The sequence below is a fragment of the Dyella sp. AtDHG13 genome (genome assembly GCF_003201105.1).
GTDB lineage: Bacteria > Pseudomonadota > Gammaproteobacteria > Xanthomonadales > Rhodanobacteraceae > Dyella > Dyella jiangningensis_B.
In genome coordinates, this window is record NZ_QICJ01000014.1 from 1 (window position 1) to 26,144 (window position 26,144).

The window sequence follows — 26,144 nt, forward strand, 5'->3', positions numbered from 1 at the left end:
TCTGTTCGTCGGTAAAACGCTTCTTCATGTCCGTCCTCGTCGTTATGACGGACTCTACTTAGATCAGATTGGCACGGAAACCTGGGGGCAGGTCACCGGGATAGAAAGCATCTCCGCGAGGCCTTCGTACGGGCGTTTGGCGTCGCGCCCCAATCGCTTCGCCGCGACTCCAGGTCCAGCGTGGAAGAACTCGCCACAATGGAATGAAACAGCCAGCTTGATCATTGTTTCTAACTGTTGATCGCAATTCGTGTAGTGCGCGCAATCATGTACCCACTCACCCGTGAGGTCGGTTTTATGCAGTCGACGAGCAAGTTACCCCTGATTCCCGCGAGCTTCTTTGGGATCGTACTTGGCTTGGCCGGCCTAGGTGGTGCATGGCGAATCGCGCACCGCGTCTGGCATCTGCCTTCCGCCGTCGGCGAGTCCATACTTCTCTTGGCGACCGCAGTCTGGTTGGTCCTGCTGGTCCTCTATGTGGCCAAGTGGTTTTCGGCCCGTGCGCACGCCATTGCCGAGCTAGACCATCCCATTCAATGCTGCTTTGTCGGCCTCATTGGTGTTACGACCATGCTTGTGGCCGCAGCCGCCCTTCCTTATGCGTGGCCCCTGGCTTTCTGTCTTTTCATCCTCGGTGGCATCTACACGCTCACGTTCGCCGTATGGCGAACGGGTGCTCTTTGGGGCGGAGGTCGCGAAGCTGCCCACACGACGGCAGTCCTTTATCTGCCCACGGTGGCCGGCTCCTTTGTCATGGCCTCGGTTGCATCAGCACTCGGCTACACCGATTGGGCGCAGTTGGCTTTTGGGGCTGGGTTCTTCTCGTGGCTGGCCATCGAGTCCGTGCTGATCCATCGCCTGTTTACCGCTGAACCGCTTGCGGTTGCCGTACGCCCGACGCTTGGTATTCAACTTGCGCCCCCAACTGTGGGCTCATTCGCCCTGCTGAGCCTGGGTACACCACCCGCTTCGGTATTCCTGGTCCACGCGATGTTTGGCTATGGTCTGCTCCAGGCGCTGATTCTGATCCGTCTCTTGCCATGGATCCGTGCCCAGCCGTTCTCGGCCGGCTACTGGGGATTCACCTTCGGCGTCACAGCCCTGGCTGCCGTTCCCCTGCGACTGGTCGAGATAGGTGATCAAGGTCCGATCACGCTGCTCGCGCCCTACCTCTTTGTCGGTGCGAATCTCATCCTTGCAATCGTGGTGCTGGGCACACTTCGCCTGCTCTTGCGAGGAACACTACTCGCCTCGCCCACGCCCGCAGGATCAAGAGGGTGAGGATGTTCAGTGGAATTATTCACCAGCACGTGTACCGATCGACATTCCTCCAGCTGTTTTGGAGCCTCCCAAAAGGTCATGGAGTTCTGACGAACAACTGCAATCCTTCTCGTTCCAATAGGAATGGATAGATGGCCCTGTTCGCCGGCACCCATAACGGATTCGGATATCGAGGCTCCTATCAGGTAAGAGACGGCGTGATCATCTGGAGCGTCAATGTACAAAGCCAGAACGACCCGGTCCTTGCCCTCCATGGCCGTTTTCCGGCGGATCCGGAAATCGCTGCACGCCTCTCCATAGAACGGGAAGTCAACGCATGCATCGAGAGGCGACTCGCCCCTGCAGAGCTCCATTAGAGAGGCGTGCCTCGGCGAGCGTCTTTGGGAGGAGTTCCCGAGACTGTCACCGGGCTTCGCTTCGATGGACACGCCGGCGTCCGGACTAATGTGGAGCACTATTTCATTGGTTACCGCACCGTCACCACACTGCTCTCTCTGCATCGCAGAGGTGACAGGCATGCGCGGGTGCGGGTCGATTTCAGAGGTGACTTTGGCCACGAAATCGGGCTACTCGATTTCACGCTGAGTGCTGGCGGGCAGATCGAGCGCATTGATGCGGAGTTGGTTTAAGAGAGGCTCTAACATCGGCAAGCGGCTTGCCTTGGCCATTTGATTACCACTGCCTCCCGGTGCTCACGGCTGTTCTGCAAATCGCCGATTTCCCAGGCCGACTGTGTGAGCGACTGACAAGGCGCTGCCACGGGCAGCCTCATGCGGTCACGGCAGGCCGGCCCTGTGATTCTGGAGAAGGGAGGGTAATCCCCTGCGCTGCAAGCGGCACGGATGACGGCGTGGCGGACCGCCCGTGCAGCAGCGCATACGTCACGGGAAATCCGCCAACGCTGTGATACCGTCTCGCGCGGCGTACGCCCGACCGCGGCGCCGCAAAAACAGCGACTATCACAAGGAGATCGTGATGAAACATGTGTTGTTGCGCCTGGCCCTCCCGGCCATCGTTGGCGCCATCCTTTCCGGCGCTTCCAGCGCATGCCCCGCCACCGATGTGCGCCCGGCCACCATCGCCGAGTTTGCGACGCCATCCCACTCCAGCTCCCCGCAAGGGATCGACGTCGCCGCCGATGGCAGCGTGTGGTACGCGGAAACCACCGCAGGCAAGCTCGCGGTGCGCCATCCGGACGGCACCTCGTCCGAATTCCTAGTACCCAACGGTGGCCAGCCCTTCATTGTGAAGGCCGCCGCCGACGGCATCTGGTTCACCGATAGCGCTCGCCATGCGATCGGCCACCTCGATCCGCGCAGCGGCGAGATCGACGAACACACGATACCCTCCGGGGCTTCGCCGTTCTTCATCCAGATCGGCACCGACGGCAGCAAATGGTTCACCGAGACCGCCGGCGTGGGCCGGCTCTCGCCGCAGGGCGCCATCACCGAATGGACGTTCACGTTGGAACATCCGGACGACAACATGGAGCAGTTGAGTCTGGACCCGTGGGCCAACGTCTGGTTCGTCGAGCGCAACTTCGATGGCGCCGGCGCCGCGGGCACCAACAAAGTGCGTCGCCTGAACCCGCGTACCAGCGTGGTCAGCACCTACGCCGTGCCCACGCTCGGCGGCACGCCCTCCGGGGTGGTGGCCAATGCCGACGGCACGGTTTGGGTATCGGAGTACTACGCCAATGCCCTGGCGCTGCTCGATCCGCTGGTGGCCCCGCACAGCGACGAAACGGTAGCGCCAGACACGCGCAAGGCCACCGGCCAATCTGCACCGTCAACGCGCACGGTGAGCGCGCGTGTGCCCCCCACGCAGACGGCCGCATCTCCTGTCGTGCATACGGTGCAACCCGTGGTGACGCGCGGCTGGATCGAATTTCCGCTGCCGACGGCCAACGCTGAGGCGGAAGACATGCGTGTCGACGTCTTCGGCAACGTCTGGTTCGAAGAGGACGCGGGCTTCCTCGGCCGCCTCGATCCGTACGCGGCGCGCTTCACCGAGTACGCGATTCCGTCGACCAACAGTGGCTACTACAACATCGCCATGGACGCGAGGAAAGGCCGGCTGTGGTTCACCGAGGCCGGCGTCTTTGCACCGGTGACGACCAAGATCGGGGACCTGACCACCCGCCATTGAGCACGTCGATGTTCACGCACGAGCCGGCCGCATGACCGGCTCGTGTTTTGGCGCGCCGTAACGGGCGTTATTTTCGGCTCTCACTAGATAGGCGGAACGTCCGCTACCGCGCCATTGCGGACCACTTGGAAAACTGGCGAATCTGGCTTGTGGAGGCGACATGGCGCCTTTGAACGTGGAGCCGGCCACCGAGCAATACCCCGCGACCGCCGCGAAGGAGGATCACGGCGCCTTCGATTCTGGAACGGCGTTCGCCTGAGCGTTCCGAAATGCAGTGAGGTCATCCTTCAGGTGGTTGGGCACGATGATCCTGTCGTTGTCCAAAAGGATGCCATCAGAGAATCCTCTGCAAACCTCATCCAATAAATGCCATACCAGACCGGAAGCATGGCGAAGCTGCTTTGACAACCAGGTTGCGGCATCCTTCCGCGCCTGGTCCCGCGTTTCATTGAGCTCGACGTCGCCAAGTACGTCGATCATTGTGTCGAGCAGCGTCAGCCGCACTAGCTCAGGGTCGGTTAGGCGATGGCGCCGCTCGTGGACATGGGCGCCACGATCGGTAACCAACGCTTCCAGTTGTTCTTTCACAAAGCCCGCAAGCGAATCACCCACCTCCGAGACAAACTCCGTGAAATCCTTGTCCTTCTTGTAGCGGCGTTGGATGAACGTGATGAGATCGAGCAACCTTGACTGAAAGATGTAGACCTCATTCAAATAGCTCTCTACCCAAAATGTGACGGTAGCCGTGTGGCGGTCTGCCTTAACTAAGTCCATGGCGTCCGATGCCATCTCCCGAATCAGGTCAAGCGCCTGGCACGACTGGATACATTCGTGAAATAGATTCCAGAAGTCCCGTAGAAAGCCGAACTCACGGGAGATATCGACCTGAGCGACTTCTGCCTTCCATGGAGCATTTATGACCTTCAAGCTGCGCTCTTTGGCCAGTTCTCGATGAGCGTCACTACTGGCCCAGCGCGCCATTGCGGGCGTGCTTAGGGCGGTCATATACCGTGTGACGTAAACCGGCCGATCATGCTCCATAACACGCCACTCCTCTCAGAACTTCAGATGGATGGATAACATCGAAATACCACGTTAACAGTGGTGCCGTTATCCAGCTCGGCGGAATACCTCGAGCCAGATGCGCGCCGCCTCATACGTCTTCACCAACAGTTTGTCGTTCGAGAAGACTCCATCGAAGAATGTCCCATAGGCAGCGATGAAGGCATCAACCTGGTGGTTCACCATTTTCTCGATACGCGTTCCTGATTGCTCACCTTGCGCGCCTAGATCCATGGCCAGAAGCACCTGGCACAGGCACGCCCTGAAAATGAGAGTGTTCCTCACTTCCTCCTTCTTTGGCCAACGACCCACATTGGGATGCCCCCGCAGGGTCCCGGTCACCTGAGTTACCACTCTCTCGAACATATGGGCCACCCCCTTGGCAGAAGGCACCTGGCCTTTGCGGATGCATGCGCGATCTTCGCGAGAGAAGCCATTCGCGAATTCATCAATCCTCTCCCCTAGACCAATAGCCTCATCAGCCAAACCACCCATGTGCTCAGCGGGAGACTTGCTGTCACGCAAAATATGCCGGACCGCGCTCGCGTCGCCAGCACTTGCCTGCTCAAGCAGACGCGGATACTGAAGGAACTGGCGCGTGTGTTCTTCGGCGATCATGCGGCGCTGAAGCCCGGCCTCTCTACCGCGGAGACCTGAGCACACCTTGGTTGGTTTAAGGACCAGGACCTGCCTCGGAAACTCACACAGGACCTCCATGCTTCGGCACACCCCGGCCACAGACCCCGTTTTGTAGGCCTCCAGAAACAGGAAATCCGGCAGTACCGCGAAATTGGTTGCCTTCCTCGCCAGATATTCCCGAAGTTTGGATGGCTGCCCGGGCAGCGGGACGAGAAAGTTCGAGTCAATCACCATCCGCACGTGTTCGCTCTCCATACACAAAGGGTTCCAAGACGATGGCGCGATACGCCAAGGCGAGAGAGATGTAGAACGATGGCGCCGGGATCCGATGGATCCCGGCGCCACACACTCACTTACGGCGGGCGGTCTCTACCCTGATCTCGATACTCGCTGGGCCCAGGCGCAAAGCAAGGGCGCAGCTGAACGAGCGCAAAGAACGCAGCCACTGCAGAAACAGGAACAGATAAAGGAACATGGATATGCTCCAAAGGGATGATTGGCCGAACTCGCTCCCGCGCGCGAGGAAAAAATCGACGAGCTGCTGCACTTTGTGGCGTCACCGCCACTGCATCGTCTTGACCTATTGCGACCCACAGGTCCGCAACGTTTCGGCAGGTCTTCGGACTTGCGGACGTGGGTCTCTCGACCCGCCTACTCGCTCCCGCTTCCCAGCCGCTGAGGGCCAGTGCGTTGTGGGCTTTCGTTTCCGCTTACCGCTGCGGGGCAGTCCCGGATTTCCACCGGATTCCCTTTTAAGCCATTCCGACATCAAGTCTGAGAGTGGCACCGATGGGCGCAACATATCGGGCAAATCCGGCCTGGTCAACCCAATAGATTGTGGATTTTGGCATGGAGCAGCCGGAAAAATCTAAGGCGTTAGCGGAGTTACCGAAAGGTAGGAAGTTTTCGCGGGTACACGGTGCTCGGGGTGATTGCGAATTTCGGTCGAACTGAACACCGATTCCGGTTAGGTGTGAACGCATCGCTGGTGCTGATCGCCGCGATACCCTGAGTATGCCCCGGGCGGCACGAGGTAGGTCGTCACCCAGTGCCATTTTTCGATAGCGGTTGCTGGCCGATCCGGGGGGCAATCATCTTGGCTCCAACCCTTTCCGCTATAGGTCAGGCCGCCCCGTTGCGACGGCGAACTCATCACGCTGCTTGTACATGCTTTGGAACAGCACATCATCACCCAAGGCTTTGGCAGCGAATGCGACCGCACAAAGCCCCCGGTAGTAGTAGTTCCATAAGTCGTGCCGGTGTTCCTCGTGGCGATACGTGCCATGGACACCAGTGACATGGAAGCGCTGGCCGTCGTGCAAATCCATGATGTGCGGGGCGGCGCCGTGGATGTAACCCGAGAACGACTTATAGAGCGAGCGATCCGCCTTGATTGCGGTGCTTGGATCATCACCGACGGTGTTAGCGATCCATGCGCGAATCTTTTTCCGGTTTGGCGGTGCACGGTTTTGTGAGGAGTCTATCGCCTTTGGCGCGTCGTACTCCTCCTTCCAAAATTTGGTGAGGAACTCATTGTGAAGCGGGGCGCGCGCGTCCTTAATCAATGCAAGCGATAAGAAGAAAATATCTGACTCACTTTCATCTAAGCAGCGCTGGAGCAAGGCCTGCTCATGCACTTGGCCATGCTCCATGAGGATTCGTGCCCCGTTCAAAAGGCTCATGTAGCGCGCCAGCTTGGCCACTATCGCCTGTTGAATGGTTTGCTCCGTGTAGCGCAGAACCTTGTTGCCATGGAGTAAAACGTCGCTAGGTGGGGGCACGAGCTTTTCAAGGCGCCGTAAACCCAACTCCATGTTGTGGAGCACGATTTCCTCGTTGGTGAGGTCTGCATTCTGTGTGCTCATGCACTCCCCAGGACGCGTGCCATGTAAAGCCACAATGTGGGCGGCGAATCCTGACCCAAGTAGGTGACCGAAACGTCCGTATATGGACTCCTCCCCTTTGCCAAGCATCTCTTAGCTCTGGCGTCCGTGTCGACTGCACACGTATATCCGGCCTCTACTTGCTGCACCGTCAGGCGGCGCCGGGCCATGATGAGCTAGTCGCGCGTCGGCTCCCAATCGCTTTGGCGTGCTTTTCAGCACACGGACCTTTCAGGGTTTTGCCAACGCCGGTTCGACCGGTTCGTCATCACTCAGAGCGCTTCGCAATCGTGAAGGGATGTCTTCAGTGGTTCGCTCAGGCGGCCGCCAGCGCCGGTTGGTAGTTCGTGCCATGACGCAGCATGGCCCAGGCCATGCGCGCCGTCTTGTTGGCCATCGCCACACAGGCCACGTTCGGGTGAGATCGCGACGCCAGTCGAGTCACCCATCGGCTCAGGGGATCGTCGTGACGCGGCGCGGTCCGCAACATGGCGCGGGCACCGTGGACCAGCAGCGAGCGCACGTAGGCGTCGCCGCGTTTGCTGATGCCGAGCAAACGCTCCTTGCCACCGGAGCTGCATTGCCGTGGTGTAAGGCCAAGCGATGCGGCCATCTGGCGGCCATTGGTAAACTGCCGGGCGTCGCCGACGCAGGCGACCAAGGCGGTGGCGACCACGGGGCCAACGCCGCGCAACTGCTGCAACCGACGCGCATCGGGATCAGCCTTCGCTGCCGCGTTGATTTGGCCGTCCAATTCGGCGATGCGCTCGTCGGCCATGCGCAAGTCGCGCCACAGACCGGCGAGCAAATAGCGGAAGCCCATGCTTAGACCGTTGTCGGCATCTTCCAGCCAGTGCGCGATCGCACTGCGCAACGAGGACATCTCTTTCGCAGCGACCAGGCCATATTCGGCGACGAGACCACGGATCTGATTCCCTTTGGCCGTCCGCTGCTCGACCAAGCTCGCGCGCACGCGATGCATGGCTTGTATGTCCTGTTGCGCCACGCTTTTCACGCCGACAAAGCGCATGCTCGGACGACTCATCGCCTCGCAGATGGCCTCGGCATCCTTGGCATCGTTCTTGTTGCTCTTTTACGGCTTCACGAACTGCGGCGCGATCAGCTTCACGCGATAGCCCATGGCCTGCAGCTGACGTGCCCAGTGATGCGCGCCACCGCACGCCTCCATACCGATCTCGCAGCCCGGCTCGGCGACCTCTTGCACGGCCTTTAACCAACGATCTCGTGACAGGCGGCGACGCCAGATCGGTTGCTCGTGCCGATCAACCCCGTGGACCTGGAAGACCTGCTTGGCCACGTCGACTCCAATGCGCGTAAGCTTTATGGGTGGGCTCCTCTTCGCCAGCGACTGGTTCTATCGCTTCCAGTCTGGCACTCGATGCCGAAGACGGGGAGGAGTCCATCTCATTGCTTTGGGTCGCAAGCGGACCTTAGCTCTAGACCTCCCGAGACGACCATAGCCGCTCGAATTCTGTCCCGTCGATGGCCGTAGCTCGGAACTGCGAATCCTGGTTGATTTGATCGATGCTTGGAATTGGCTCAGAGCTTAGGGCTGTTCCAAGGCTTCCAGAATCGAAGGCGCCGTGATCCTCCTTCGCGGCTGCTGCGGGGTATTGCCCGGTGGCCAGCTCGACACCCAGGAGTGTCTGCGCTTGCGGGAGCCTATTTGAAGGTCCGGCACGCCGAGGGACGAGTCGCCTCCTCGATTGGTTTCCCCGTTTTGCGCGGCAGCGCAATGATGTGGTTGCGGGCGATGTCGTCACAGTCATCGACTACCTGCCGTCTGGCCCCTATCGCCGGCTAACCACCCCCGACAAGGTAGTTTGTCGTGTTGGCTTGAAACCTATGCTACGGACGATCCATAACTTACTGATTTACTGGTCTTTCGGTCAAAAATTCGAACGGCATAGTTTGTCCAAGGGCCAAAGGCCATAGTTTGTACAACCCGTACAAACTATGTAATTAGGAACAGCTCTTTGCCGAGTCACCCTGACAATGTGACGGAAGTTGCACCATCGCGGCGCATTGTCCATGATGGTGCAATGAACGATACGGCAGCGCGGGCGTGGGCGGAGCCGTTGGCGACCGGGGTGGCGCTGGCGGATGGGGGGCTGCGCTTGTTGTGGGTGAATCCGGCCCTGGCGGAGTTGCTGGACATCGGTCCGCGCAGCGCCGTGGGGCAGTCGCTGGCGGTGCTGCTGCATCGGCCCGAATGGATGGCCCTGGCCGAACGCGCCTTGCAGGAGCCCTCGCCGCATCAGTTGCGCGGCATCGACGTACCGTCGGCGCGTGGGGAGACGGTGCGGGTGGACGTGTCGATGCAGCGCCTGGCCGATGGCGAGCTGCTGCTGGAAGTGCACGCGCTGGCGCCGGCATCCGCTTCGGATGCGCCGCTCTCGGCCACCTTGCGCGGCTTTGCGCATGAAGTGAAAAACCCGCTCGCCGGTTTGCGCGGCGCTGCGCAGCTGTTGCAGCGCCGGGTGGAGGACGAGCAATTGAAGAACCTCGCAGGCCTGGTCATCGCGGAGGCCGATCGACTGGCCGCGCTGGCCAATCGCCTGCTGCACCATGACGGCGCGGCCCAGCTCGGCGCCGTGAATATCCACGAGCAACTCGAACGGCTGGGCGAGCTGCTGCAGGCCGAGCCATCGCCGCCGGTGCTGCGCCACGACTACGATCCCAGCCTGCCGGACATCTACGGCGATGCGGATCGCCTGCTGCAACTGCTGCTCAACCTGGCGCGCAACGCCATCGAGGCCGGCGCGCGCACGCTGACGTTTCGCACGCGTGCGGAGGCTGCGGTGCGGTTGGGTGAGCGCATGGCGCGCATGGCGTTGCGCGTGGACGTGATCGACGACGGCCCGGGCGTGCCCGCGCATCTGCGCGACACGCTCTTCGAGCCGCTGGTGTCCGGCCGTGCCGACGGCAGCGGGCTCGGGCTGGCGCTGGCGCGCGAGATCGCGCGCGAGCACGGCGGCGAACTGCGTCATCTGGGACGTGTCGGCGAAACCACGTTCTCCCTCTATCTGCCCATGGGGCGCTCGCATGACGACTGAGCCTGGTTCCGAGATCTGGATCGCCGACGACGATCGCGGCGTCCGCTTCGTGCTGGCCGAGGCATTGCGCGATGCCGGCCTGCCGGCGCGCGAGTTTGGCGATGCGGAAGAAGTGCGCGCGGCCTTGCGCCAATCATCCCCAGCATTGCTGTTGACCGACGTGCGCATGCCGGGCGAAGACGGCCTCGCCCTGGTCGCCGCGTTCAAGGCGCAGGGTGCGGGGCCCGTCATCGTGATGAGCGCGTTCACCGACGTGGCCACGACGGCGGCGGCGTATCGCGCCGGCGCGGTGGATTATCTGGCCAAGCCGTTCGATCTGGATCAGGCCGTGGCCGCCGTGCAGCGCGCGCTGGCCGACGTACCCGCCGCGGCGGCGCCCGTGGTATCGCCTGCGCCGACGCACGCGTTGCTCGGCGAAAGCCCGGCCATGCGCGAGGTGTTCCGCGTGATCGGCCGCGTGGCGGCAAGCGACCTCAACGTGCTCATCACCGGCGAAACCGGCACTGGCAAGGAGCTGGTGGCACGTGCGCTGCATGAGGAAAGCGCGCGGCGCGACAAACCCTTCGTCGCGCTCAACACGGCGGCCATCCCCAGCGAATTACTGGAAAGCGAACTGTTCGGCCACGAGGCCGGCGCCTTCACCGGCGCCACGCGTCGCCACGCGGGCCGTTTCGAGCAGGCCGAAGGCGGCACGCTGTTTCTCGACGAAATCGGCGACATGCCACTGGCCTTGCAGACGCGCCTGCTGCGCGTGCTGGCGGGTGGCGAGTTCTATCGCGTGGGCGGCCGCGAGTTGATCCGCGGCAACGTGCGCATCATCGCCGCCACGCATCAGGATCTGGATGCGCGCGTGGCCGCGGGCCAGTTTCGCGCGGACCTCAAGCATCGCCTCGACGTGGTGCGCATCGAATTGCCGCCGCTGCGCCAGCGCCGCAGCGACATTGCGCTGCTCGCGCAGCACTTTCTCGCCAGCGCGGCGCAGGAACTTCGACTACCGCCGAAGCGCTTCTCCAAGGCGGCGTTGAAGGCGATCGGACAACGGGATTTTCCCGGCAACGTGCGCGAGCTGGAAAATCTGTGTCGCCGCCTTGCCGTGATGGCGCCGGGCAACGAGATCCTGCCTTCGGATCTGGGTACGACTGGCGCGGGCGGCACGGCCGGCGGCTGGACCGACGCCCTGCGCGAATGGGCCACGCAGGCGCTGGCGGATGGCGAAGTGGACATTCACACGCGCGCCCGCGAAGCGCTGGACCAGACCCTGTTACAGGTCGCGTTGGAAACCCACGAAGGCCATCGCCAGCACGCCGCCGCTGCATTGGGCGTGGGCCGCAACACCCTTACGCGCAAGCTGGGTTCGTCGCGTTCGCGGCGGCCGTCCAAGTCATGAGAGAGCATCGATGAGCATCACCGTCCGCACCGCCACCCGCGCCGACATTGCGAACATCGCGCAATGGAACCGGGCCATGGCGTGGGAAACCGAAAACAAGCCGCTGGACCCCGCCGTGCTCGAGCGCGGCGTCACCGCCGTGTTCGACGAGCCTCGCCGCGGCTTCTACCTCGTGGCGGAGCGCAGCGGCGAACCCGTGGGTTGCCTGCTAGTGACCTACGAATGGAGCGACTGGCGCGCCGGCGATTTCTGGTGGATCCAGAGCGTGTACGTGGTGGAATCCGCGCGCCGCGAGGGCGTGTTCCGCCAGCTCTATGAAGACGCCAAACAGCGCGCGGCACAGGCCGGCGCGGTGGGTTTGCGCCTGTACGTGGAAACGGAAAACGAACGGGCGCAGCGCACGTATGCGGGCCTGGGCATGGAGCGCTGCCACTACTTCATGTACGAAGCGGAGTTTTGACGGATGGCGTGCAGGCCTTGGGCGAGCAATTTGCGTCACGACGCGTTCAACATCTCGCGCAAACGCCTGTATCCCTCACCGTCATTGGAATGACGGTGAGGAGTGACCGCTCGCTCACGCGAGATTTCGAAAAGGCGCTCAGGCAACCAGCAGCTGCAGGCTGAATTCCTCCGGCGGAATCGCCGTGCCGAACAGGAAGCCCTGCAGCAGCGAGCAGCCGGCCCGGCGCAGATGCTCGGCCTGCGCGGCGGTTTCCACGCCTTCGGCCACCACGTTCATGTCCAGCCCGCGCGCCATGGTGATGATGGCATCGGTGATGGCGGCGTTGTCCGCGTCGATGGCGATGTCGCGCACGAAGGTGCGGTCGATCTTGAGCGCGTCGATGGGGAAGTACTTCAGGTATGACAGGCTGCAGTAGCCGGTGCCGAAATCGTCCAGCGCCAGGCTCACGCCCAGGTCCTTGATGCCCTGCATCAGCGCGCGGCTCTGGTCGCCGGCGGACATCACCATGCGCTCGGTCAGTTCCAGCTCGATCAACGATGGCGGCAGCTGGGCGTCTTCCAACGCCTGCTTGAGCGTGGCGTGGAAGCCCGGATGCTGGAACTGCGGCGCCGCCACGTTCACCGCCACCACAATCGGTTTGCCCGCGCGATACCACTCGCCGGCCTGGCGGCAGGCCTCGCGCACCACCCATTCGCCGATGGGCACGATCAGGCCGCATTCCTCGGCCACCGGGATGAACTGGTCGGGCATGTAGATGTCGCGTCCGTCCACCTGCCAGCGCAACAGCGCTTCGGCGCCGACGATGGCGCCGGAACGCGCGTCGACCTTGGGCTGGTAGTGCAGTTCCAGTTCGCCGCGCTTGAGCGCGCGGCGCAGGTCCTGCTCGATGCGCAGGCGCGCGGCGGGCAACTCGCTCATCTGCGGGGTGAAGAAGCGATAGTCGTCGCGGTTCTTCATCTTCACTTCGTACATGGCGATGTCGGCGTTGCGCAACATGGCCTCGGCGTCGAGCGCATCATCGGGATACACGCTGATGCCCACGCTGAAGGTGATGTTGAATTCGCCCATCTTGCTGGCGGGCGATGCCTGCCACAGGCGCATCAGCTTCTCGCACAGCTGGCTGGCGCCGGTGCGTCCGTCCACGTGCGACAGCACCACCACGAATTCGTCGCCGCCGATGCGGCTGACGGTGTCCTCGTTGCGCAGATGGTGGCGCAGGTGTTCGGCGAAGGCGCGCAGCAGTTCGTCGCCCGCGGCATGGCCCAGCGCGTCGTTGATCTGCTTGAAGTGGTCGATGTCCAGGTGCAGCAGCGCCGCCTCGTCGTGGCGGCGCACGGCGGCCACCAGCACCTGCTCCAGGCGCGATTGCAGCAGGCTGCGGTTGGGCAGGCCGGTGAGCGTGTCGTGCTGCGCCAGGTGCGCCATCTTCAGCGCCAGCGCGCGCGTTTCGCTCACGTCGTGGAACACCAGCACGCCGCCGATGACGCTGCCGGCGTGATCGTGGATAGAGGCGGCCGAATCCTCGATGGGCGTTTCGAAACCGTTGCGATGAAGCAGCACGGCATTGCCCTTCAGCTCGACGATGGCGTCGCGCGCGATCGCATCCAGCAGCGGGCTGTGCAAGGGCTCGCGGGTGCGGCTGTCGATCAGGCGGAACACTTCACTCATCGGCCGGCCGACGGCTTCGGCCTGGCTCCAGCCCGTCATCGCCTCGGCGATGGGGTTGAGCGAGGTCACCCGGTGCTGCAGGTCGGTGGTGATCACGGCGTCGCCGATGGAGCGCAGCGTCACCTCGGCCAGCTCGCGCTCACGGAACAGCGCTTCCTCGTAGGCCTTGCGCTGGCTGATGTCGAGGATCTGCGCCACCGCATGATTGGCCTCGCCATTCATCGGACGCACCGCCGATACGTTGAGCAGCACGTGCACGACGTGGCCGTCGCGGTGGATGTAGCGCTTCTCCAGCTGATAGGTCTCGCGCCGGCCTTCGCGCAGCGAACGCGACAGCTCGCGCGATGCGGGCAGGTCGTCCACGTGGGTGAGGTCGGGCAGGGCGCGGGCGAGCAGCTCCTGCTCGCTGTAGCCGAGCATGTCGCACAGGGCGGCGTTGACGCGCAGCATGTGGCCGTCGCTGGTGACCAGGGCCATGCCGATGGGCGCATGCTGGAACGCGCCGAAGAAACGCTGCTCGCTCTCGCGCAGCTGCAGCTCCAGGGCGTGCCGCGCCGTGATGTCGATGAACACGGTGAACACGCCGCGCACGTTGCCGTCTTCGTCGATGTCGGGCTGGAAGTTGCCGTGCACGTAGACGCGCGCGGCTCCGGCGAACAGCTCGCCCTCGTACACCGTGGGTTCGCCGGCGAGCGCCTGGTCGAGGCAGCCGCCGGCGCGCTCAAGGTTCCAGTCGCCGAGTATCTCGCCCACGGTGCGGCCGACCATGCGCTGTGGATCGATGCCGAGCCAGGCGCGATGGGTGGCGTTGGCGAAGCGGAAGCGGCGTTGCGGGTCGATGTAGGTGATCAGCGCGGGTGCGCCTTGCAGTACATGGGCGGGCCATTGGGCCTCGCCTCCTGCAGGGACGAACTCGTGATCGGTTTGGCGCATCTGGGTTACGGCCCGCTGGCGCACCCCCGCGCCTCACCGGCGCATCATGCGCCAAGTGAGGTCGACAGTGCAGTGGTCCCGGCCGCATTGGCGCCGGGTCGCGTTCATCCTCAGTGCAAGGCGTCGGCCGGCGCGCCCAGTTCGCCGTTCGCGTCGAGCAGGATGCGGCCCAGCGCGTGCAGATCCGGTGAGATGCCGTAGCGGTCCGACAGCTGCGCCACCAGCGGACCCAAGGCCTTCGGATGCAGCGGGTAACCGTGCGCGAGCACGCGCGCCCGGCCGCCCTCGCCACGCTGCGCCAGCGTCACCGCCACCACGCCCAGGCCGGGTGCTTCGTGGGCGTAGAGCGCGGGCGCGTCATAGCCGGCGTCGGTGCCACCGAAAGTCTCGAGCAAGAAACCCGCGGCGGGTTCGCCATCGGCGAGCTTCAGCGGAAGGTGATGCGCATCGAGCAGCGCGGCGTACTGGCGCAGTTCGAACACGGCGCCCGCGAAGTCGTGCGCGCGCTGGTTCGGGTCGCCGGACTGCGCTCGCAGCCATGCGGACGGAGACTGCGCCTCCACCTTGCCATCGTGATAGCGCAGCGCGAGGCCGCGCGCGCTCAGGGTGGATTCGTCGCGATACGGCGTGAGCAGGGCCGCCTCCAGCAGCGTCCACAGCGGCGCGAGGTTGACGTGTTCGTACTGCACGCAGGTCAGCGCCAGCAGGTCGTTGCGGCTGAGGTAGCGCGCGTGCTCCAGCCGGATGCCGAGCGTGCGCATGAACCAGTCGGCGGTGCGCGCACCGGCTTCGCCGCGGCCCACCAGTTCCACTTCCAGCTTTTCCGCCAGGCTTTCGGCGATGGATTCGGGCGCGAGCAGCGAGATCGGCAGCAGGCGCATCGGGCCATCGGCGAAGGCGGCTTCCGGCTCCAGCGGCTGCGCAGGCATGCGGCCCTCATGGGTGCCGAAGGCCACCACGTTCTCCACGTGGCCGCGCGGCACGCGGCGGGCCAGTTCGTCCAGCGTGGCCCACACCGGGAAACCGGGGCGCAGCAGCTCCACAGCATCGAACAGCGCGCCGGCCACGGCCAGTCGGGCCTCGTCCACCTGGGGCACCAAGGTGTGCAGGTCGGCGGCGACCAGCGCGGCCAGCTCGGCGGCTTCGTCGCGGGTCAGGGTGCGGCGGGCGGGGACGTCGCCCCCGGACAGCTCCAGCGCGAGAACCACGGGGAGGGCGACGAGCGTTTGTGCTTCCACGGATCACGAACCCGAACAGTAAGGAACCGAATTCTAGCATTTGGGGACTTTTGGGCTTCCGCGCGCTATCCGGCCGGGTTAGCCTTGACGACTCGGTTTTTTCGGATCTTGGACTGCTCCAGCCATGGAAAACACGCTCAAGCGCGTCGGTGTGATCGGCGGCGTACGTATCCCGTTCTGCCGCAACAACACCGCCTACGCCGACGTCGGCAACTTCGGCATGTCGGTAAAAGTGCTTGGGTCACTGGTGGAGCGGTACGGCCTGCACGGCGAGGAGCTGGGCGAAGTGGCCATGGGTGCGGTGATCAAGCACTCCTCCGAGTGGAACCTGGCCCGCGAGGCGGTGCTTTCCTCCGGCCTCAAGCCCACCACGCCGGCCATCACCACGGCCCGCGCCTGCGGCACCTCGCTGGACAACGCCATCATCATCGCCAACAAGATCGCCACCGGGCAGATCGAGGCCGGCATTGCGGGCGGCTCGGACACCACCAGCGACGTGCCCATCGTGCTCAGCGAGCGCCTGCGCAAGCGCCTGCTCGCCGTCAACCGCGCCAAGAGCTGGCAGGACAAGCTGCGCGCCGCCACCCAGGGCTTCTCGCTGAAGGAGTTCAAGCCGGCCTTCCCGGGCGTGGCCGAGCCGCGCACCGGCATGTCGATGGGCGACCACTGCGAGAAGATGGCCAAGGAGTGGCACATCGGCCGCCAGGCGCAGGATCAGCTGGCCTTGGAGAGCCACCACAAGCTCGCCGCCGCGTACGAGGCCGGTTTCTTCGATGATTTGGTGGTGCCGTTCCGCGGTTTGAAACGCGACGGCTTCCTGCGTCCGGACAGCACGCTGGAGAAGCTGGCCGCGCTCAAGCCGGCCTTCGACAAGACCTCCGGCCACGGCACGCTCACGGCGGGCAATTCCACGGGGTTGTCCGATGGCGCCGCCGCCGTGCTGCTGGGCACCGAGGAGTGGGCCGCCAGGCGTGGCCTGAAGGTGCAGGCCTGGTTCCGCGACGCGGAAGTGGCCGCCGTGGATTTCGTGCACGGCGAGGGCCTGCTGATGGCGCCCACCGTGGCCGTGCCGCGCATGCTGGCGCGCCATGGCCTGACCCTGCAGGACTTCGATTTCTACGAGATCCACGAAGCTTTCGCGGCGCAGGTGCTGTGCACGCTGCGCGCGTGGGAAAGCGCGGACTACTGCAAGAACCGCCTGGGCCTGGACCAGCCGCTGGGCGCGATCGATCCGGCCAGGCTCAACGTCAACGGCTCCAGCCTGGCGGCGGGCCACCCGTTCGCGGCCACCGGCGCACGCGTGGTCGCCACGCTGGCCAAGTTGCTGGAGCAGAAGGGTTCGGGCCGCGGCCTGATTTCCATCTGCACGGCCGGCGGCATGGGCGTCACCGCCATCCTCGAACGCTGAGCGGGCTCGCTCGCCGCCGTCCCTCCGATGTTCCGCCTGCGCACCACCGCCAGCCTGAGCCTGCTCGCGCTGGCCATCGGCGTGGCCGGCACCGCGTGGCTGAGCACACTCACCGGCGACTGGGCCGGGCCGCCGGCCACGTCGGCCGCGCGCACCGATAAGGTGCGCATGATGCTGCGGCGCCATGCCCGCCCTCCCGCATCGCGCGAACCGATGACGGCGGTTGCTCCCACGCGGTCCACGGCCGCGGCGGCACGCCCAGCGGAGACCTTGCCGACCCTCACGCCGATCGACATGCCGCCGTTGCCAGCCGCGTGGTTTCAACGCACGGCTTTCGCCAGCGGCCGGGTGGTGCTGCAGCTCACCATCGATGGCCAAGGCCGGGTGAACCAGGCCACGGTGGCCGAATCCAGCGGCAACACGGGACTGGATGACCGCGCCCTGCGCACGGCTGAGCGCTGGCGCTTCGCCGTGCCGAGCGGTCATCCCGATGGCCTGAGCGGCCTGCTCACGATGCGCTTTGACGAGAGCCCAGGAGTGAGTGAAGAGAAGTGAGAAACGAGAGAGAGCCCGCGCCCTTCTCTATTTTCTCACTCCTCTTCACTCACTCCTCGCCCTCACAGCACACCCTGCGCCCCCGCACCGAACGCCGTGATCAGCCGCGTGTAGATCAACTTGGGCGATACGTCGACATCGGGGAAGTCGCCGACCGGCGTGTAGCAGCTGAAAAAGGCCGGGTCGCTGGGGCGCATCGGTGTGCAGCCGGCCTTGAGGTCGTAGCTGGTGGCGTAGCGGTAGGGCCACAGGTCGAAGATGGGCAGGCTGGCGGATACGTCGCCGATGGCCATGCTCAGGCTGCTCTGTTGGCGTGGCGCGATCACCCAGGCGTTTTCCGGCCGCGTATCGCGCAGGATGCTTTCGCGCAGCGCGCTGGCGAAACGCGCGTCGTACACGATCACGCCGGCCTCGGTGTTGTAGTGGTCCGAGCGCGGATCGAAGTTGTGCGAGCCCACCATCGCGAAGTCGTCGTCCACCACGATGGATTTGGCGTGCAGGCCGAAGCGGCGACCCGGCGTGGTCAGTGGCGCGGGACGGTTGCGGCGTCCGCTGCTGCGGCTGCCGAGCAGGCCGCGCTCGGTGCCGACGCGGCGCTTCGGCAGCGTGCCGGCGGGCGTGGCGGACGGCGGCGGGCCATCGTCGGCGGCTGACTCGGCGTTGGCTTCCGCCGGCCCCTGTGCGTGCGGCTTCATCTCGTAGATCTCGAAGCCGTAATCCTTGAGATAGCGCTTGCGGTGCTTGTACGAGAGCGCATACACCGCGAAGGCGTCGGTCGAGGCGAGCGAGTTGGTCGACACCACGATGCGCGGCGGCGAGTCGCCCTGGTGCAGCCGTTCGAAGATGGCCTTGGCGCGGTCGCTCATCACCAGGTACGGCGTCTGCAGTACCACCTCGTGCTGCGCGGCGCCGACCATGCGCATGAGGTGCGCGGTGAATTCGCGGGCGCCGCGCTTGTCCGGCTGGTCGGTCTTGGCCGGCAGGTCGCTGAAGAAATCCACGCGGCCGGTGCGCAGCGTGTCCGACACCAGTACATCGTCGATCCAGTCGCCGTCGCCGGCTTCCTCCTGCACGCGCGCCAAGCGTTGCGGATGTAGGTAATGCGGCTCGGGCAGCGGACCGGGGTGGCTGTCGTCCAGCAGATGGCGGTTCACGTCGCGCAGGTGCGTCAGCGGCGTGGAGCGCTTGTGGTTCCAGAAGGTCTCGAAGCTCGACGCCATCTTGCGCGCCGCCGGCCCGCCGACCATCACGTCGCGGTCGACGTAGTCGAAGTCGTTGTCCCAGTCGAAATAGCGATCCTGGTAATTGCGCCCGCCGGTGATGCCGATCAGGTTGTCGACCAGCAGCAGCTTGTTGTGCATGCGCTGGTTGAAGGTCATGAAACAGCACACGATGCTCGCGCTGAACTCCACCACCGAGGTCTGCGCCTCGTGGAAGGTCGGGTTGTACAGGCGTATCTCCAGGTTCTGGTGCACGGTGGCGAGCCGTTCCAGCAGCACCGGGTCACCGAAGGAGAACAGCTGGTCGGCGAGAATGCGCACCTTCACACCGCGCCGGGCGGCCTTGATCAGCTCGTTGAGCACCAGCTGGCCGGCATCGTCCTGATCCCAGATGTAGGTCTGCACGTCGATGCTGTGCTGGGCGGCGCGGATCAGGTTGAGCCGCGCGACCATCGCCGCTTCGCTGTCGTTGAGCAAGGTGACCACGTGCACCGGTTGCTCGGGCGTGGAGTCGGCCATGGCCTGCTGGGCGGCGTCCAGCAGCGGGGAGTCGATGGGGCAGTGGTCGTCGCGGTCGCAGTCCAGCTGGCGCTGCACGCTGCTGGCCACCACCGCGTCCGCGCGATGGATGCGTGTCGGCGACACGCTGCATCCCGACAGCATCAGGATCGCTAGAAGCAGGGCATAGACGGCGATCCATCGCTGGCGCATGCCGCGATGATACGGGAGATCGTTCCTATTCCCGCTTAACGCCGGGCGTAGTCCAGGCTGATCATCATGCCCAGCTGCACCTGGTCGGAAATGGCCGTGTGGTGGGCGCTCATGCCGAAATCACTGCGCTGGATGGTGCCGCGCACGGAGATCACGCACTGCTGCGGCGCCTCCAGCGGGCAATGCGAGGGAAGCACCTCGAAGTGCGCGGGCTTGGTGACGCCGCGCAGGGTCAGCGTGCCGTCGAGGTCGCCGCCTTTCTCCAGCATGGCCAGCGAGATGGGTTCGGACACGAAGTGGATCGAAGGAAAGCGCGATGCGTCGAAAAATTCCGGCGCCAGCACCCAGCGACGGATGCGCTCGGAACCCATGTGGATGCTGTCGACGGTGATGCGGGCATCGACGGTGGCCGTGTCGTGCAACTGGCTCAGGGTCACGTCGCCGTCGATTTCCTGGAAGCGGCCGCTGATCTGGCTGAGCCAGAACAGCTTCACGCCGAAATCGGCGTGGGATCGCGCGGGGTCGATGCGATAGTCCGCCGCCTGCACCGGCTGCACGGTCAGCAACAACAGCAGCAGGCAACAGCTGGCGAACGGTAGCGTCATGGGGAACGGGTCATGGCGACCAGAAGGCATCCAGGCGGGCGTTGCCCGGTTCCAGCGCGCCATTGAGATGCAGCACCGCCAGGCCGGCCGGCGGCATGCCGCGGAATTCGTCGGAACGGCCTTCCACCAGCAGGGCCACCAGCCGCTCGATGCCGGGATTGTGGCCCACCAGCATCACCGTGCCGGCGTCGCCATGCTGGTCGAGCAGGGCCAGCAGTTCGCCGGGCGTGGCTTCGTAGATGTCGTCGGCGTACTCGGTGGCCGGCGCCTTGCCGTAGGCGCTGAGCGCCAGTTCGGCGGTGGCGCGGGTGCGTTCGGAGGGCGAGCACAGCACGCGGTCGAGCTTCACTCCGTGCGACGCCAGCCATTTGCCGGCGGCCTTCGCTTCCGCCTCCCCGCGCCCGCTCAGGCGCCGGTTCTGGTCACTGGCACCGGAGGCGGCCGGCTGAGCTTCGGCGTGTCGCAACAGGATGAGTTCGTGCATGTGTGGCTCCCAGGTCGTACGGCCGGTGTATCACGCGTAATCAATGCTGGCGCTTGATCCAGCGCAGGAGGTGTTTCCAGTCCTCCTGGTGGCTCCGGACGTTTTCCGAAGCGTAGTCAAAGATGCCCTTGCCGAGGGCGGCCAGCAATACATAGGCCTGGCTGTCGCGCAGCTGCGCCACGACCGGGAACGGCGCCTGCTCCGACAGCTGGGCCATGGCGTCCTGGCTGGCGTTGGTCCACGGCTTGAGGCGGTTGCCCACCAGCCCCACGGGCAGCTTGCCTCGTTTGATGCGGTTGACCTGGCGGAGTTCCTCCAGGAAGCCGAACGTGGCATCGAGGTCGAAGGTGGATGGCAGCACCGGCACCAGCACCACGTCGGCCTTTTCCAGATACGGCTCCAGGTCGCGCTCCTGCGAGCCGGCGGGCGTGTCGATCAGCACGCGCTGCGTGTCGGGCGGGATCTTCTCCAGCGCCTTGCGGCCGCCTTCGATGGCCAGCACGCCGGGAACGTTGTCGGGGCGGTTGGCCGCCCAGCGGAAACCGGACTGCTGCCGGTCGGCGTCGACGATGGCCGTGTGCTTGCCATCCTGCGCCCAATGCGAGGCCAGTTGCGTGACCAGCGTGCTCTTGCCACAACCGCCTTTGCTGCTTGCTACCAGTACCGTCAGCATGATGCCGCCCCAGTGTCCAAGCCGGGGCCAAGCCTACATGATGGCCGGGGAGCCGATGCAAGCACGGGCATCGCGAAACGATGCCCGTGCCATGGAAGCATCGACGGGATCAGCCGGCCTTGCCCGGCTCCCAGTCCGATGGCGCGTCCACCGGCATGTTGTAGTCGTGCAGGGCGGTGAGTACCAGGCTCATCTGCGTGCCGCCGCTGCGGGCGAGCTTGAGCAGGTGCTGGGCGATGGATGTGTCGCCCTTGGCGCGCATGGAGAGCTGCGAAAAGCTTTGCACCTGCCACACCAAGTTGCGGCGCAGGCGCTTGGCGTCTTCCTGCTGGGCCGTGTCATCGTCCAGCACCTCGCGCAGGTGCAGGCCCAGCGAACGCGCCAGCGGGCTCGAGCCCCATTCCAGCAGCTTGCCCAGCTTGAGGCAGTCGGCCTTCACGCTGGGCTTGTCGGCATTTTCTTCGCACAGACGGGAGGTGGCCTGCAGGGCTGGCTGGGGCTGGCCTTCAGCCAGGCCGAACACCAGGGCCAGCTGCACGTCCGCGCCGTTCATGGACGACAGCGGGCCCACGACGTTGGTCGGCGGGGGCAAGGTGGTCACCGTGTTGGACAGCGCCTTGAGGGTGGCGCCGGTGTAGTCGTCGTAGACCTTGGCGGCGGCGGCCTTGGCCAGATCCTGGCGGGCGTCGTCGTTCTTGCCGTCGCGGATGTCCTGGCCCAGCTTGAGCAGCCACACGGCGGCGTTGTCCGGCGCCTGCTGCACCAGCTTGGCCAGCGCATCGGTATTGGGGCAGTCCTGGGCCTTGGCGTCGCAGTCGCTCAGCTGCACCCAGCTGATCTCCGGGCCCGCGCCCTGGGCCGCGGCGGCCCGGTCGATCAGGGTGTGGTAGCTGTTGAAATCCGGCTGGTCCTGCAGCGGCCGGGCGAGCAGGGCGGCGCCCATCAGGGGAATCGGGTCCGCCTGCGTGGCAGTCACGCTGACCAGATCCTTCTGGTATTGCAGCAGCGCCTTGTGGCGGGCGGCCTGCTGCGCATCGGGATTGGCAGGGGTCTTGGCTGCCAGCGCCGGGCCAGAAGCCGCGGCCAGCAACAGGGCGAACGAAAGAAGGCGCCGTCCAAGCATCGAGTGGTCCTTACACAAAGCCAACAATCAGGATAACGCCCAAGGATTAAGCTCGCCTGATCCGCGGGACGCACAGGGCGGGAGAACGCGTCCTGCCTTGTTAGCATGGCCGCTTCGCGACGCCCCGGGGTGACACGTCATCCTGCGCAGCACAGGAGAAAACCACGTGAACAATCTTTCCGTACTGGCCGATGGCCGCGCCGCACCCTGGTTCGTGGGCTGGGGCACGCTGGCACTGATCAACGCCGGCCTGGCCCAGGGCAAGAACCGCAGCGGCCTGCTGTGGTTCCTGCTGTCGCTGGTGTTCGGGCCGCTGGCCACGCTGGTGCTGGTGCTGCTGCCCAAGCCTCGCCAGACCTTGTTCTGACCGTCGGCAGGTTCTGCCAGGGGTTGGGGAGGCAAGAAAAAACCGGCGTGGAGGCCACGCCGGTTTTCCGGTGACACAGGAGTGGCTTATTCGCCCAGCGCTTCGCGCATGAATTCCGGCTGCGCCAGCGCCGCCTTGTGGATATCGGCGTTGTAATAGCGGGTGGGGAAGTTCTTGCTCAGCGCGCCGCGCTCGCGGAAGCCGGCCAGGTCGCCGCCCTTGCGCACCATGGTGCAGCTCCACCAGCCGGTCGGGTAGCACGGCTGCGGGAACGGCAGGGTCTTCACCGCGCTGAAGCCGGCGGTGCGCATGGCCGAACGCATGGACTTGATCAGCTCCAGATGGGCAATCGGCGATTCCGACTGCTGCACCAGGATGCCGCCGTGGCGCAGCGCCTTGTAGCAGCTGGCGTAGAAGGCGGCGTTGAACAGGCCCTCGGCCGGCCCGACCGGATCGGTCGAGTCGACGATGATCAGGTCCAGCGATTCGGGCTCCGCCTCGGCCATGTACTTGATGCCGTCGATGAACAGCAGCTCGGCGCGCGGATCGTTGTTGGCGTCGCACAGTTCCGGGAAGTACTGCTCGGCCAGGCGCGTCACGCGCTCGTCGATCTCCACCTGCACGGCGTGTTCCACTTCCTCGTGCTTGAGCACCTCGCGCAGCGTGCCGCAGTCGCCGCCGCCGATGATCACCACGCGCTTGGCGCGCGCATGGGTGAACAGCGCCGGGTGGGTCATCATCTCGTGATAGAGGAAGTTGTCGCGGCTGGTCAGCATCACGCAGCCGTCGATCACCATCAGATTGCCCCAATCGGTGGTCTGGTAGATCTCGATGGTCTGGAGCGGGGTTTTCTCGGCGTGCAGCAGCTTCTCCACGCGGTAGCCGATGGAGGAGCCGGAGGCCTGGTGGGCTTCGGTGAACCAGCTGGGGTGCTGCGACATGGGGATGTTCCTGACGATCGATGGGTTCAAAGAACGGGAATTGTAGCCGAACGGGGTCCCCGGGGCGGCCGGGGGCCGGGGCGATCTTCGGCACATTGTCACAAGAGGCCGTTACAATAGCCGTCCGAACCGCCGCGCCACGCGGTTTCCGGTTCCCAGGTCAGTCCGGCCCCGCGGCGTGCGAGGCTTCCGGCCGGCTGACTTTGTTTCGTCAAGGCTCCGCCGCTGCGACGACATGTCCAGGGTGTAATACCCGCCGAACAAGGAACCCTCCATGTCGAAGCACTGGAACATCGACGCTGCCCGCCATACCTACGCCGTCCCGCACTGGGGCGACGGCTACGTGGACGTGGACGACGCCGGCCACATCGTGATGCGCCCGCACGGTGCCAAGGGCCCGGCCCTGTCGCTGCCGGCCATTGTGGACCGCGCCCGCGCCGAAGGTCTGCGGCTGCCGCTGCTGGTCCGTTTCCCGGACATCCTCGCCGATCGTTTGAAGCGTTTGCAGGACGCCTTCGCCAAGGCCATCGGCGAGTGGAGCTACCAGGGCGGCTATACGGCCGTCTATCCGATCAAGGTGAACCAGCAGCGCGGCGTGGCCGGCGAGCTGGTGGCCGCGGGCGAACACGGCTTTGGCCTCGAGGCTGGCTCCAAGCCCGAGCTGATGGCCGTGCTGGCGATGGCGCGCCCCGGCAGCATCGTGATCTGCAACGGCTACAAGGACCGCGAATACATCCGCCTCGCGTTGATCGGCCGCAAGCTGGGCCTGCGCGTGCATATCGTGATCGAGAAACTCTCCGAGCTCGACCACGTCTTCACCGAAGCCAAGGCCCTGAACGTCGAGCCGCTGCTCGGCGTGCGCGTGCGCCTGGCCTCCATCGGCGCGGGCAAGTGGCAGAACACAGGCGGCGACAAGGGCAAGTTCGGCCTCTCGCCCAGCCAGGTGCTCACGCTGGTGGAGCGCCTGGAAAAGGCCGGCCTCAAGCACACGCTGAAGCTGCAGCACTTCCACATGGGCTCGCAGATTTCCAACGTACGCGACATCGCCAACGGCATGCGCGAAGCCACGCGCTATTTCGTGGAACTCAAGCGCCTGGGCGTGCCGCTGGACATCGTCGACGTCGGCGGCGGCCTGGGCGTGGACTACGAAGGCTCGCGCTCGCGCAGCCACAACTCCATCAACTACTCCATCGAGCAGTACGCCTCCACCATCGTGCAGTCGCTGGCCGAGGCCGTGGCGGAAGCCAACCTGCCCGCGCCGCACATCATCACCGAAGCCGGCCGCGCCATGACCGCGCACCACGCCGTGATGGTGGTGAACGTGACCGAGGTGGAAGAAGTGCCGGCCGGCAACATCCCCACGGCACACGAGCACGAGCCCGCCGTGCTGCGACGCCTGCGCGAAACCTGGGACGAACTGGACCAGCGTCCCGCGCTGGAACTGTTCCACGAAGCGCAGCACCACCTGGCCGAAGGCCAGGCGCTGTACGCGCTGGGCCAGTTGAACCTGGAAGACCGCGCGCGCCTGGACGACATGTACTACGCCATCGCCAACGCAGTGCGCACGCGCCTGCTGCCGGCCGAGCGCTCGCATCGCCAGGCGCTGGACGAGCTGGACGAGAAGCTGGTGGACAAGTACTTCGTCAACTTCTCCGTGTTCGAATCCGTGCCGGACATCTGGGCCATCGACCAGATCTTCCCGATCGCGCCCATCGCGCGCTTGAACGAAGAACCCACCCGCCGCGGCGTGATCGTGGACCTCACCTGCGATTCCGACGGCCGCATCGACGACTACGTCGACGCCGAAGGCGTGGACGTGAGCCTGCCGCTGCACGCACTGAAGGACGACGAAAGCTACCGCCTCGGCATCTTCATGGTCGGCGCGTACCAGGAAACGCTGGGCGACATCCACAACCTGTTCGGCGACACCGACGCGGTGAACGTGCGCGTCGATAGCGATTCGTATGTTTTCGCGCACAAGCGCCGCGGCGACACCACCGACCTGATGCTCGACTACGTGGGCTACGACCTGGACGCTCTGCGCCGCAGCTACCGCGAGCGCATCGCCGCTGCCGGCGTGGAAGGCGAGGCGGCGGAACAGTTGTTCGTCACATTGAACGAAGGATTGACCGGCTATACCTACCTTTCCGAGGGTGTGCGCTGAGGCGGTAAGGCATAACGCATCGCTCTTTAGCTCGTTATTCCGGCGCAGGCCGGAATCCAGTAGCGGTATCGCACGGTTTTCGCGAAGAAATCCGATAAACCACTCGCGAAAGCC

Annotated in this window: 23 protein-coding genes, 1 pseudogene and 1 riboswitch; of the genes and pseudogenes, 12 read left to right on the forward strand and 12 right to left on the reverse strand. The window is 64.8% G+C overall.

Features of this window, described 5'->3' with window-relative positions; genetic code table 11:
• From BDW41_RS23790 to BDW41_RS19640, 5 genes are all read left to right on the forward strand, one after another.
• A partial coding sequence (locus BDW41_RS23790; protein WP_233496944.1) for a hypothetical protein occupies positions 1-241 on the forward strand: 241 nt, incomplete at its 5' end.
• A gap of 26 nt (positions 242-267) precedes the next feature.
• The gene (tehA, locus tag BDW41_RS19630; RefSeq protein WP_074551773.1) at positions 268-1,281 is read left to right on the forward strand and encodes a dicarboxylate transporter/tellurite-resistance protein TehA; all 1,014 of its coding nucleotides are present in this window, start codon (positions 268-270) and stop codon (positions 1,279-1,281) included.
• Between the two features lie 131 nt (positions 1,282-1,412).
• Positions 1,413-1,637 carry a hypothetical protein gene (locus BDW41_RS23235; protein ID WP_146217389.1) on the forward strand — a complete coding sequence of 75 codons (225 nt, stop codon included), beginning with the start codon at positions 1,413-1,415 and terminating at the stop codon, positions 1,635-1,637.
• Positions 1,638-1,727: 90 nt separating this feature from the next.
• Complete coding sequence (locus BDW41_RS19635; RefSeq protein ID WP_199535384.1) at positions 1,728-1,910, forward strand: hypothetical protein; 183 nt, start codon at positions 1,728-1,730, stop codon at positions 1,908-1,910.
• A 346-nt stretch (positions 1,911-2,256) separates the two neighbouring features.
• A complete protein-coding gene (locus BDW41_RS19640) occupies positions 2,257-3,429 on the forward strand; it encodes an antibiotic hydrolase (protein WP_074551761.1) in 1,173 nt (390 codons plus the stop codon).
• 222 nt (positions 3,430-3,651) lie between these two features.
• On the opposite strand, the gene BDW41_RS19645 is transcribed toward BDW41_RS19640, so the two are convergent.
• The 4 genes and pseudogenes from BDW41_RS19645 to BDW41_RS19665 form a co-directional block, all read right to left on the reverse strand.
• The gene (locus BDW41_RS19645; protein WP_074551760.1) at positions 3,652-4,470 is read right to left on the reverse strand and encodes a hypothetical protein; all 819 of its coding nucleotides are present in this window, start codon (positions 4,468-4,470) and stop codon (positions 3,652-3,654) included.
• A gap of 69 nt (positions 4,471-4,539) precedes the next feature.
• A complete protein-coding gene (locus BDW41_RS19650) occupies positions 4,540-5,385 on the reverse strand; it encodes a hypothetical protein (protein ID WP_074551759.1) in 846 nt (281 codons plus the stop codon).
• A 337-nt stretch (positions 5,386-5,722) separates the two neighbouring features.
• Positions 5,723-5,936: riboswitch (cobalamin riboswitch) on the reverse strand.
• A gap of 309 nt (positions 5,937-6,245) precedes the next feature.
• On the reverse strand, positions 6,246-6,995 hold the full coding sequence (locus BDW41_RS19660; RefSeq protein WP_074551757.1) for a hypothetical protein: 750 nt from the start codon (positions 6,993-6,995) through the stop codon (positions 6,246-6,248).
• A gap of 334 nt (positions 6,996-7,329) precedes the next feature.
• A pseudogene (locus tag BDW41_RS19665) lies at positions 7,330-8,358 on the reverse strand (IS110 family transposase).
• A gap of 718 nt (positions 8,359-9,076) precedes the next feature.
• Between BDW41_RS19665 and BDW41_RS19670 the strand changes: the two are divergent.
• The 3 genes from BDW41_RS19670 to BDW41_RS19680 are packed head-to-tail and all read left to right on the forward strand — an operon-like array spanning position 9,077 to position 11,937.
• Complete coding sequence (locus BDW41_RS19670; protein ID WP_074551756.1) at positions 9,077-10,090, forward strand: ATP-binding protein; 1,014 nt, start codon at positions 9,077-9,079, stop codon at positions 10,088-10,090.
• Positions 10,080-11,477 carry a nitrogen regulation protein NR(I) gene (gene ntrC, locus BDW41_RS19675; RefSeq protein ID WP_074551755.1) on the forward strand — a complete coding sequence of 466 codons (1,398 nt, stop codon included), beginning with the start codon at positions 10,080-10,082 and terminating at the stop codon, positions 11,475-11,477. Before BDW41_RS19670 ends, ntrC begins: the two co-directional genes overlap by 11 nt.
• A 10-nt stretch (positions 11,478-11,487) precedes the next feature.
• Positions 11,488-11,937, forward strand: coding sequence for a GNAT family N-acetyltransferase (locus BDW41_RS19680; protein WP_074551753.1), 450 nt, complete (start codon positions 11,488-11,490; stop codon positions 11,935-11,937).
• A gap of 138 nt (positions 11,938-12,075) precedes the next feature.
• On the opposite strand, the gene BDW41_RS19685 is transcribed toward BDW41_RS19680, so the two are convergent.
• Positions 12,076-14,541 carry a GGDEF and EAL domain-containing protein gene (locus BDW41_RS19685; protein WP_074551751.1) on the reverse strand — a complete coding sequence of 822 codons (2,466 nt, stop codon included), beginning with the start codon at positions 14,539-14,541 and terminating at the stop codon, positions 12,076-12,078.
• A gap of 110 nt (positions 14,542-14,651) precedes the next feature.
• Positions 14,652-15,779, reverse strand: a complete 1,128-nt coding sequence (locus BDW41_RS19690) for a hypothetical protein (RefSeq protein WP_074551749.1) — start codon at positions 15,777-15,779, stop codon at positions 14,652-14,654.
• A 124-nt stretch (positions 15,780-15,903) separates the two neighbouring features.
• Between BDW41_RS19690 and BDW41_RS19695 the strand changes: the two genes are divergently transcribed.
• On the forward strand, positions 15,904-17,187 hold the full coding sequence (locus BDW41_RS19695) for an acetyl-CoA C-acetyltransferase (RefSeq protein ID WP_074551747.1): 1,284 nt from the start codon (positions 15,904-15,906) through the stop codon (positions 17,185-17,187).
• A 27-nt stretch (positions 17,188-17,214) separates the two neighbouring features.
• Entirely contained in the window at positions 17,215-17,742 is a 528-nt protein-coding gene (locus tag BDW41_RS19700; RefSeq protein WP_074551746.1) for an energy transducer TonB, read from the forward strand.
• A gap of 62 nt (positions 17,743-17,804) precedes the next feature.
• On the opposite strand, the gene BDW41_RS19705 is transcribed toward BDW41_RS19700, so the two are convergent.
• From BDW41_RS19705 to BDW41_RS19725, 5 genes are all read right to left on the reverse strand, one after another.
• Positions 17,805-19,673, reverse strand: a complete 1,869-nt coding sequence (locus tag BDW41_RS19705) for a phospholipase D family protein (protein ID WP_074551744.1) — start codon at positions 19,671-19,673, stop codon at positions 17,805-17,807.
• 35 nt (positions 19,674-19,708) lie between these two features.
• Entirely contained in the window at positions 19,709-20,278 is a 570-nt protein-coding gene (locus BDW41_RS19710; RefSeq protein WP_074551743.1) for a YceI family protein, read from the reverse strand.
• A 10-nt stretch (positions 20,279-20,288) separates the two neighbouring features.
• Positions 20,289-20,762: a histidine phosphatase family protein gene (locus BDW41_RS19715; RefSeq protein WP_074551741.1), complete on the reverse strand. Its 474-nt coding sequence runs from the start codon at positions 20,760-20,762 to the stop codon at positions 20,289-20,291.
• 40 nt (positions 20,763-20,802) lie between these two features.
• Positions 20,803-21,435: a ParA family protein gene (locus tag BDW41_RS19720; protein ID WP_074551739.1), complete on the reverse strand. Its 633-nt coding sequence runs from the start codon at positions 21,433-21,435 to the stop codon at positions 20,803-20,805.
• A gap of 109 nt (positions 21,436-21,544) precedes the next feature.
• Positions 21,545-22,558: a hypothetical protein gene (locus BDW41_RS19725; protein WP_074551738.1), complete on the reverse strand. Its 1,014-nt coding sequence runs from the start codon at positions 22,556-22,558 to the stop codon at positions 21,545-21,547.
• A gap of 166 nt (positions 22,559-22,724) precedes the next feature.
• On the opposite strand from BDW41_RS19725, the gene BDW41_RS19730 reads away from it, so the two are divergent.
• Positions 22,725-22,925: an antitermination protein NusB gene (locus tag BDW41_RS19730; RefSeq protein ID WP_074551736.1), complete on the forward strand. Its 201-nt coding sequence runs from the start codon at positions 22,725-22,727 to the stop codon at positions 22,923-22,925.
• An 86-nt stretch (positions 22,926-23,011) separates the two neighbouring features.
• Here BDW41_RS19730 and speE read toward each other — a convergent pair whose 3' ends face one another.
• Positions 23,012-23,866, reverse strand: coding sequence for a polyamine aminopropyltransferase (gene speE, locus BDW41_RS19735; RefSeq protein ID WP_074551734.1), 855 nt, complete (start codon positions 23,864-23,866; stop codon positions 23,012-23,014).
• 274 nt (positions 23,867-24,140) lie between these two features.
• Here speE and speA point away from each other — a divergent pair, with 274 nt between their 5' ends.
• A complete protein-coding gene (gene speA, locus BDW41_RS19740; protein WP_074551732.1) occupies positions 24,141-26,030 on the forward strand; it encodes a biosynthetic arginine decarboxylase in 1,890 nt (629 codons plus the stop codon).
• Positions 26,031-26,144 lie beyond the last annotated feature (114 nt).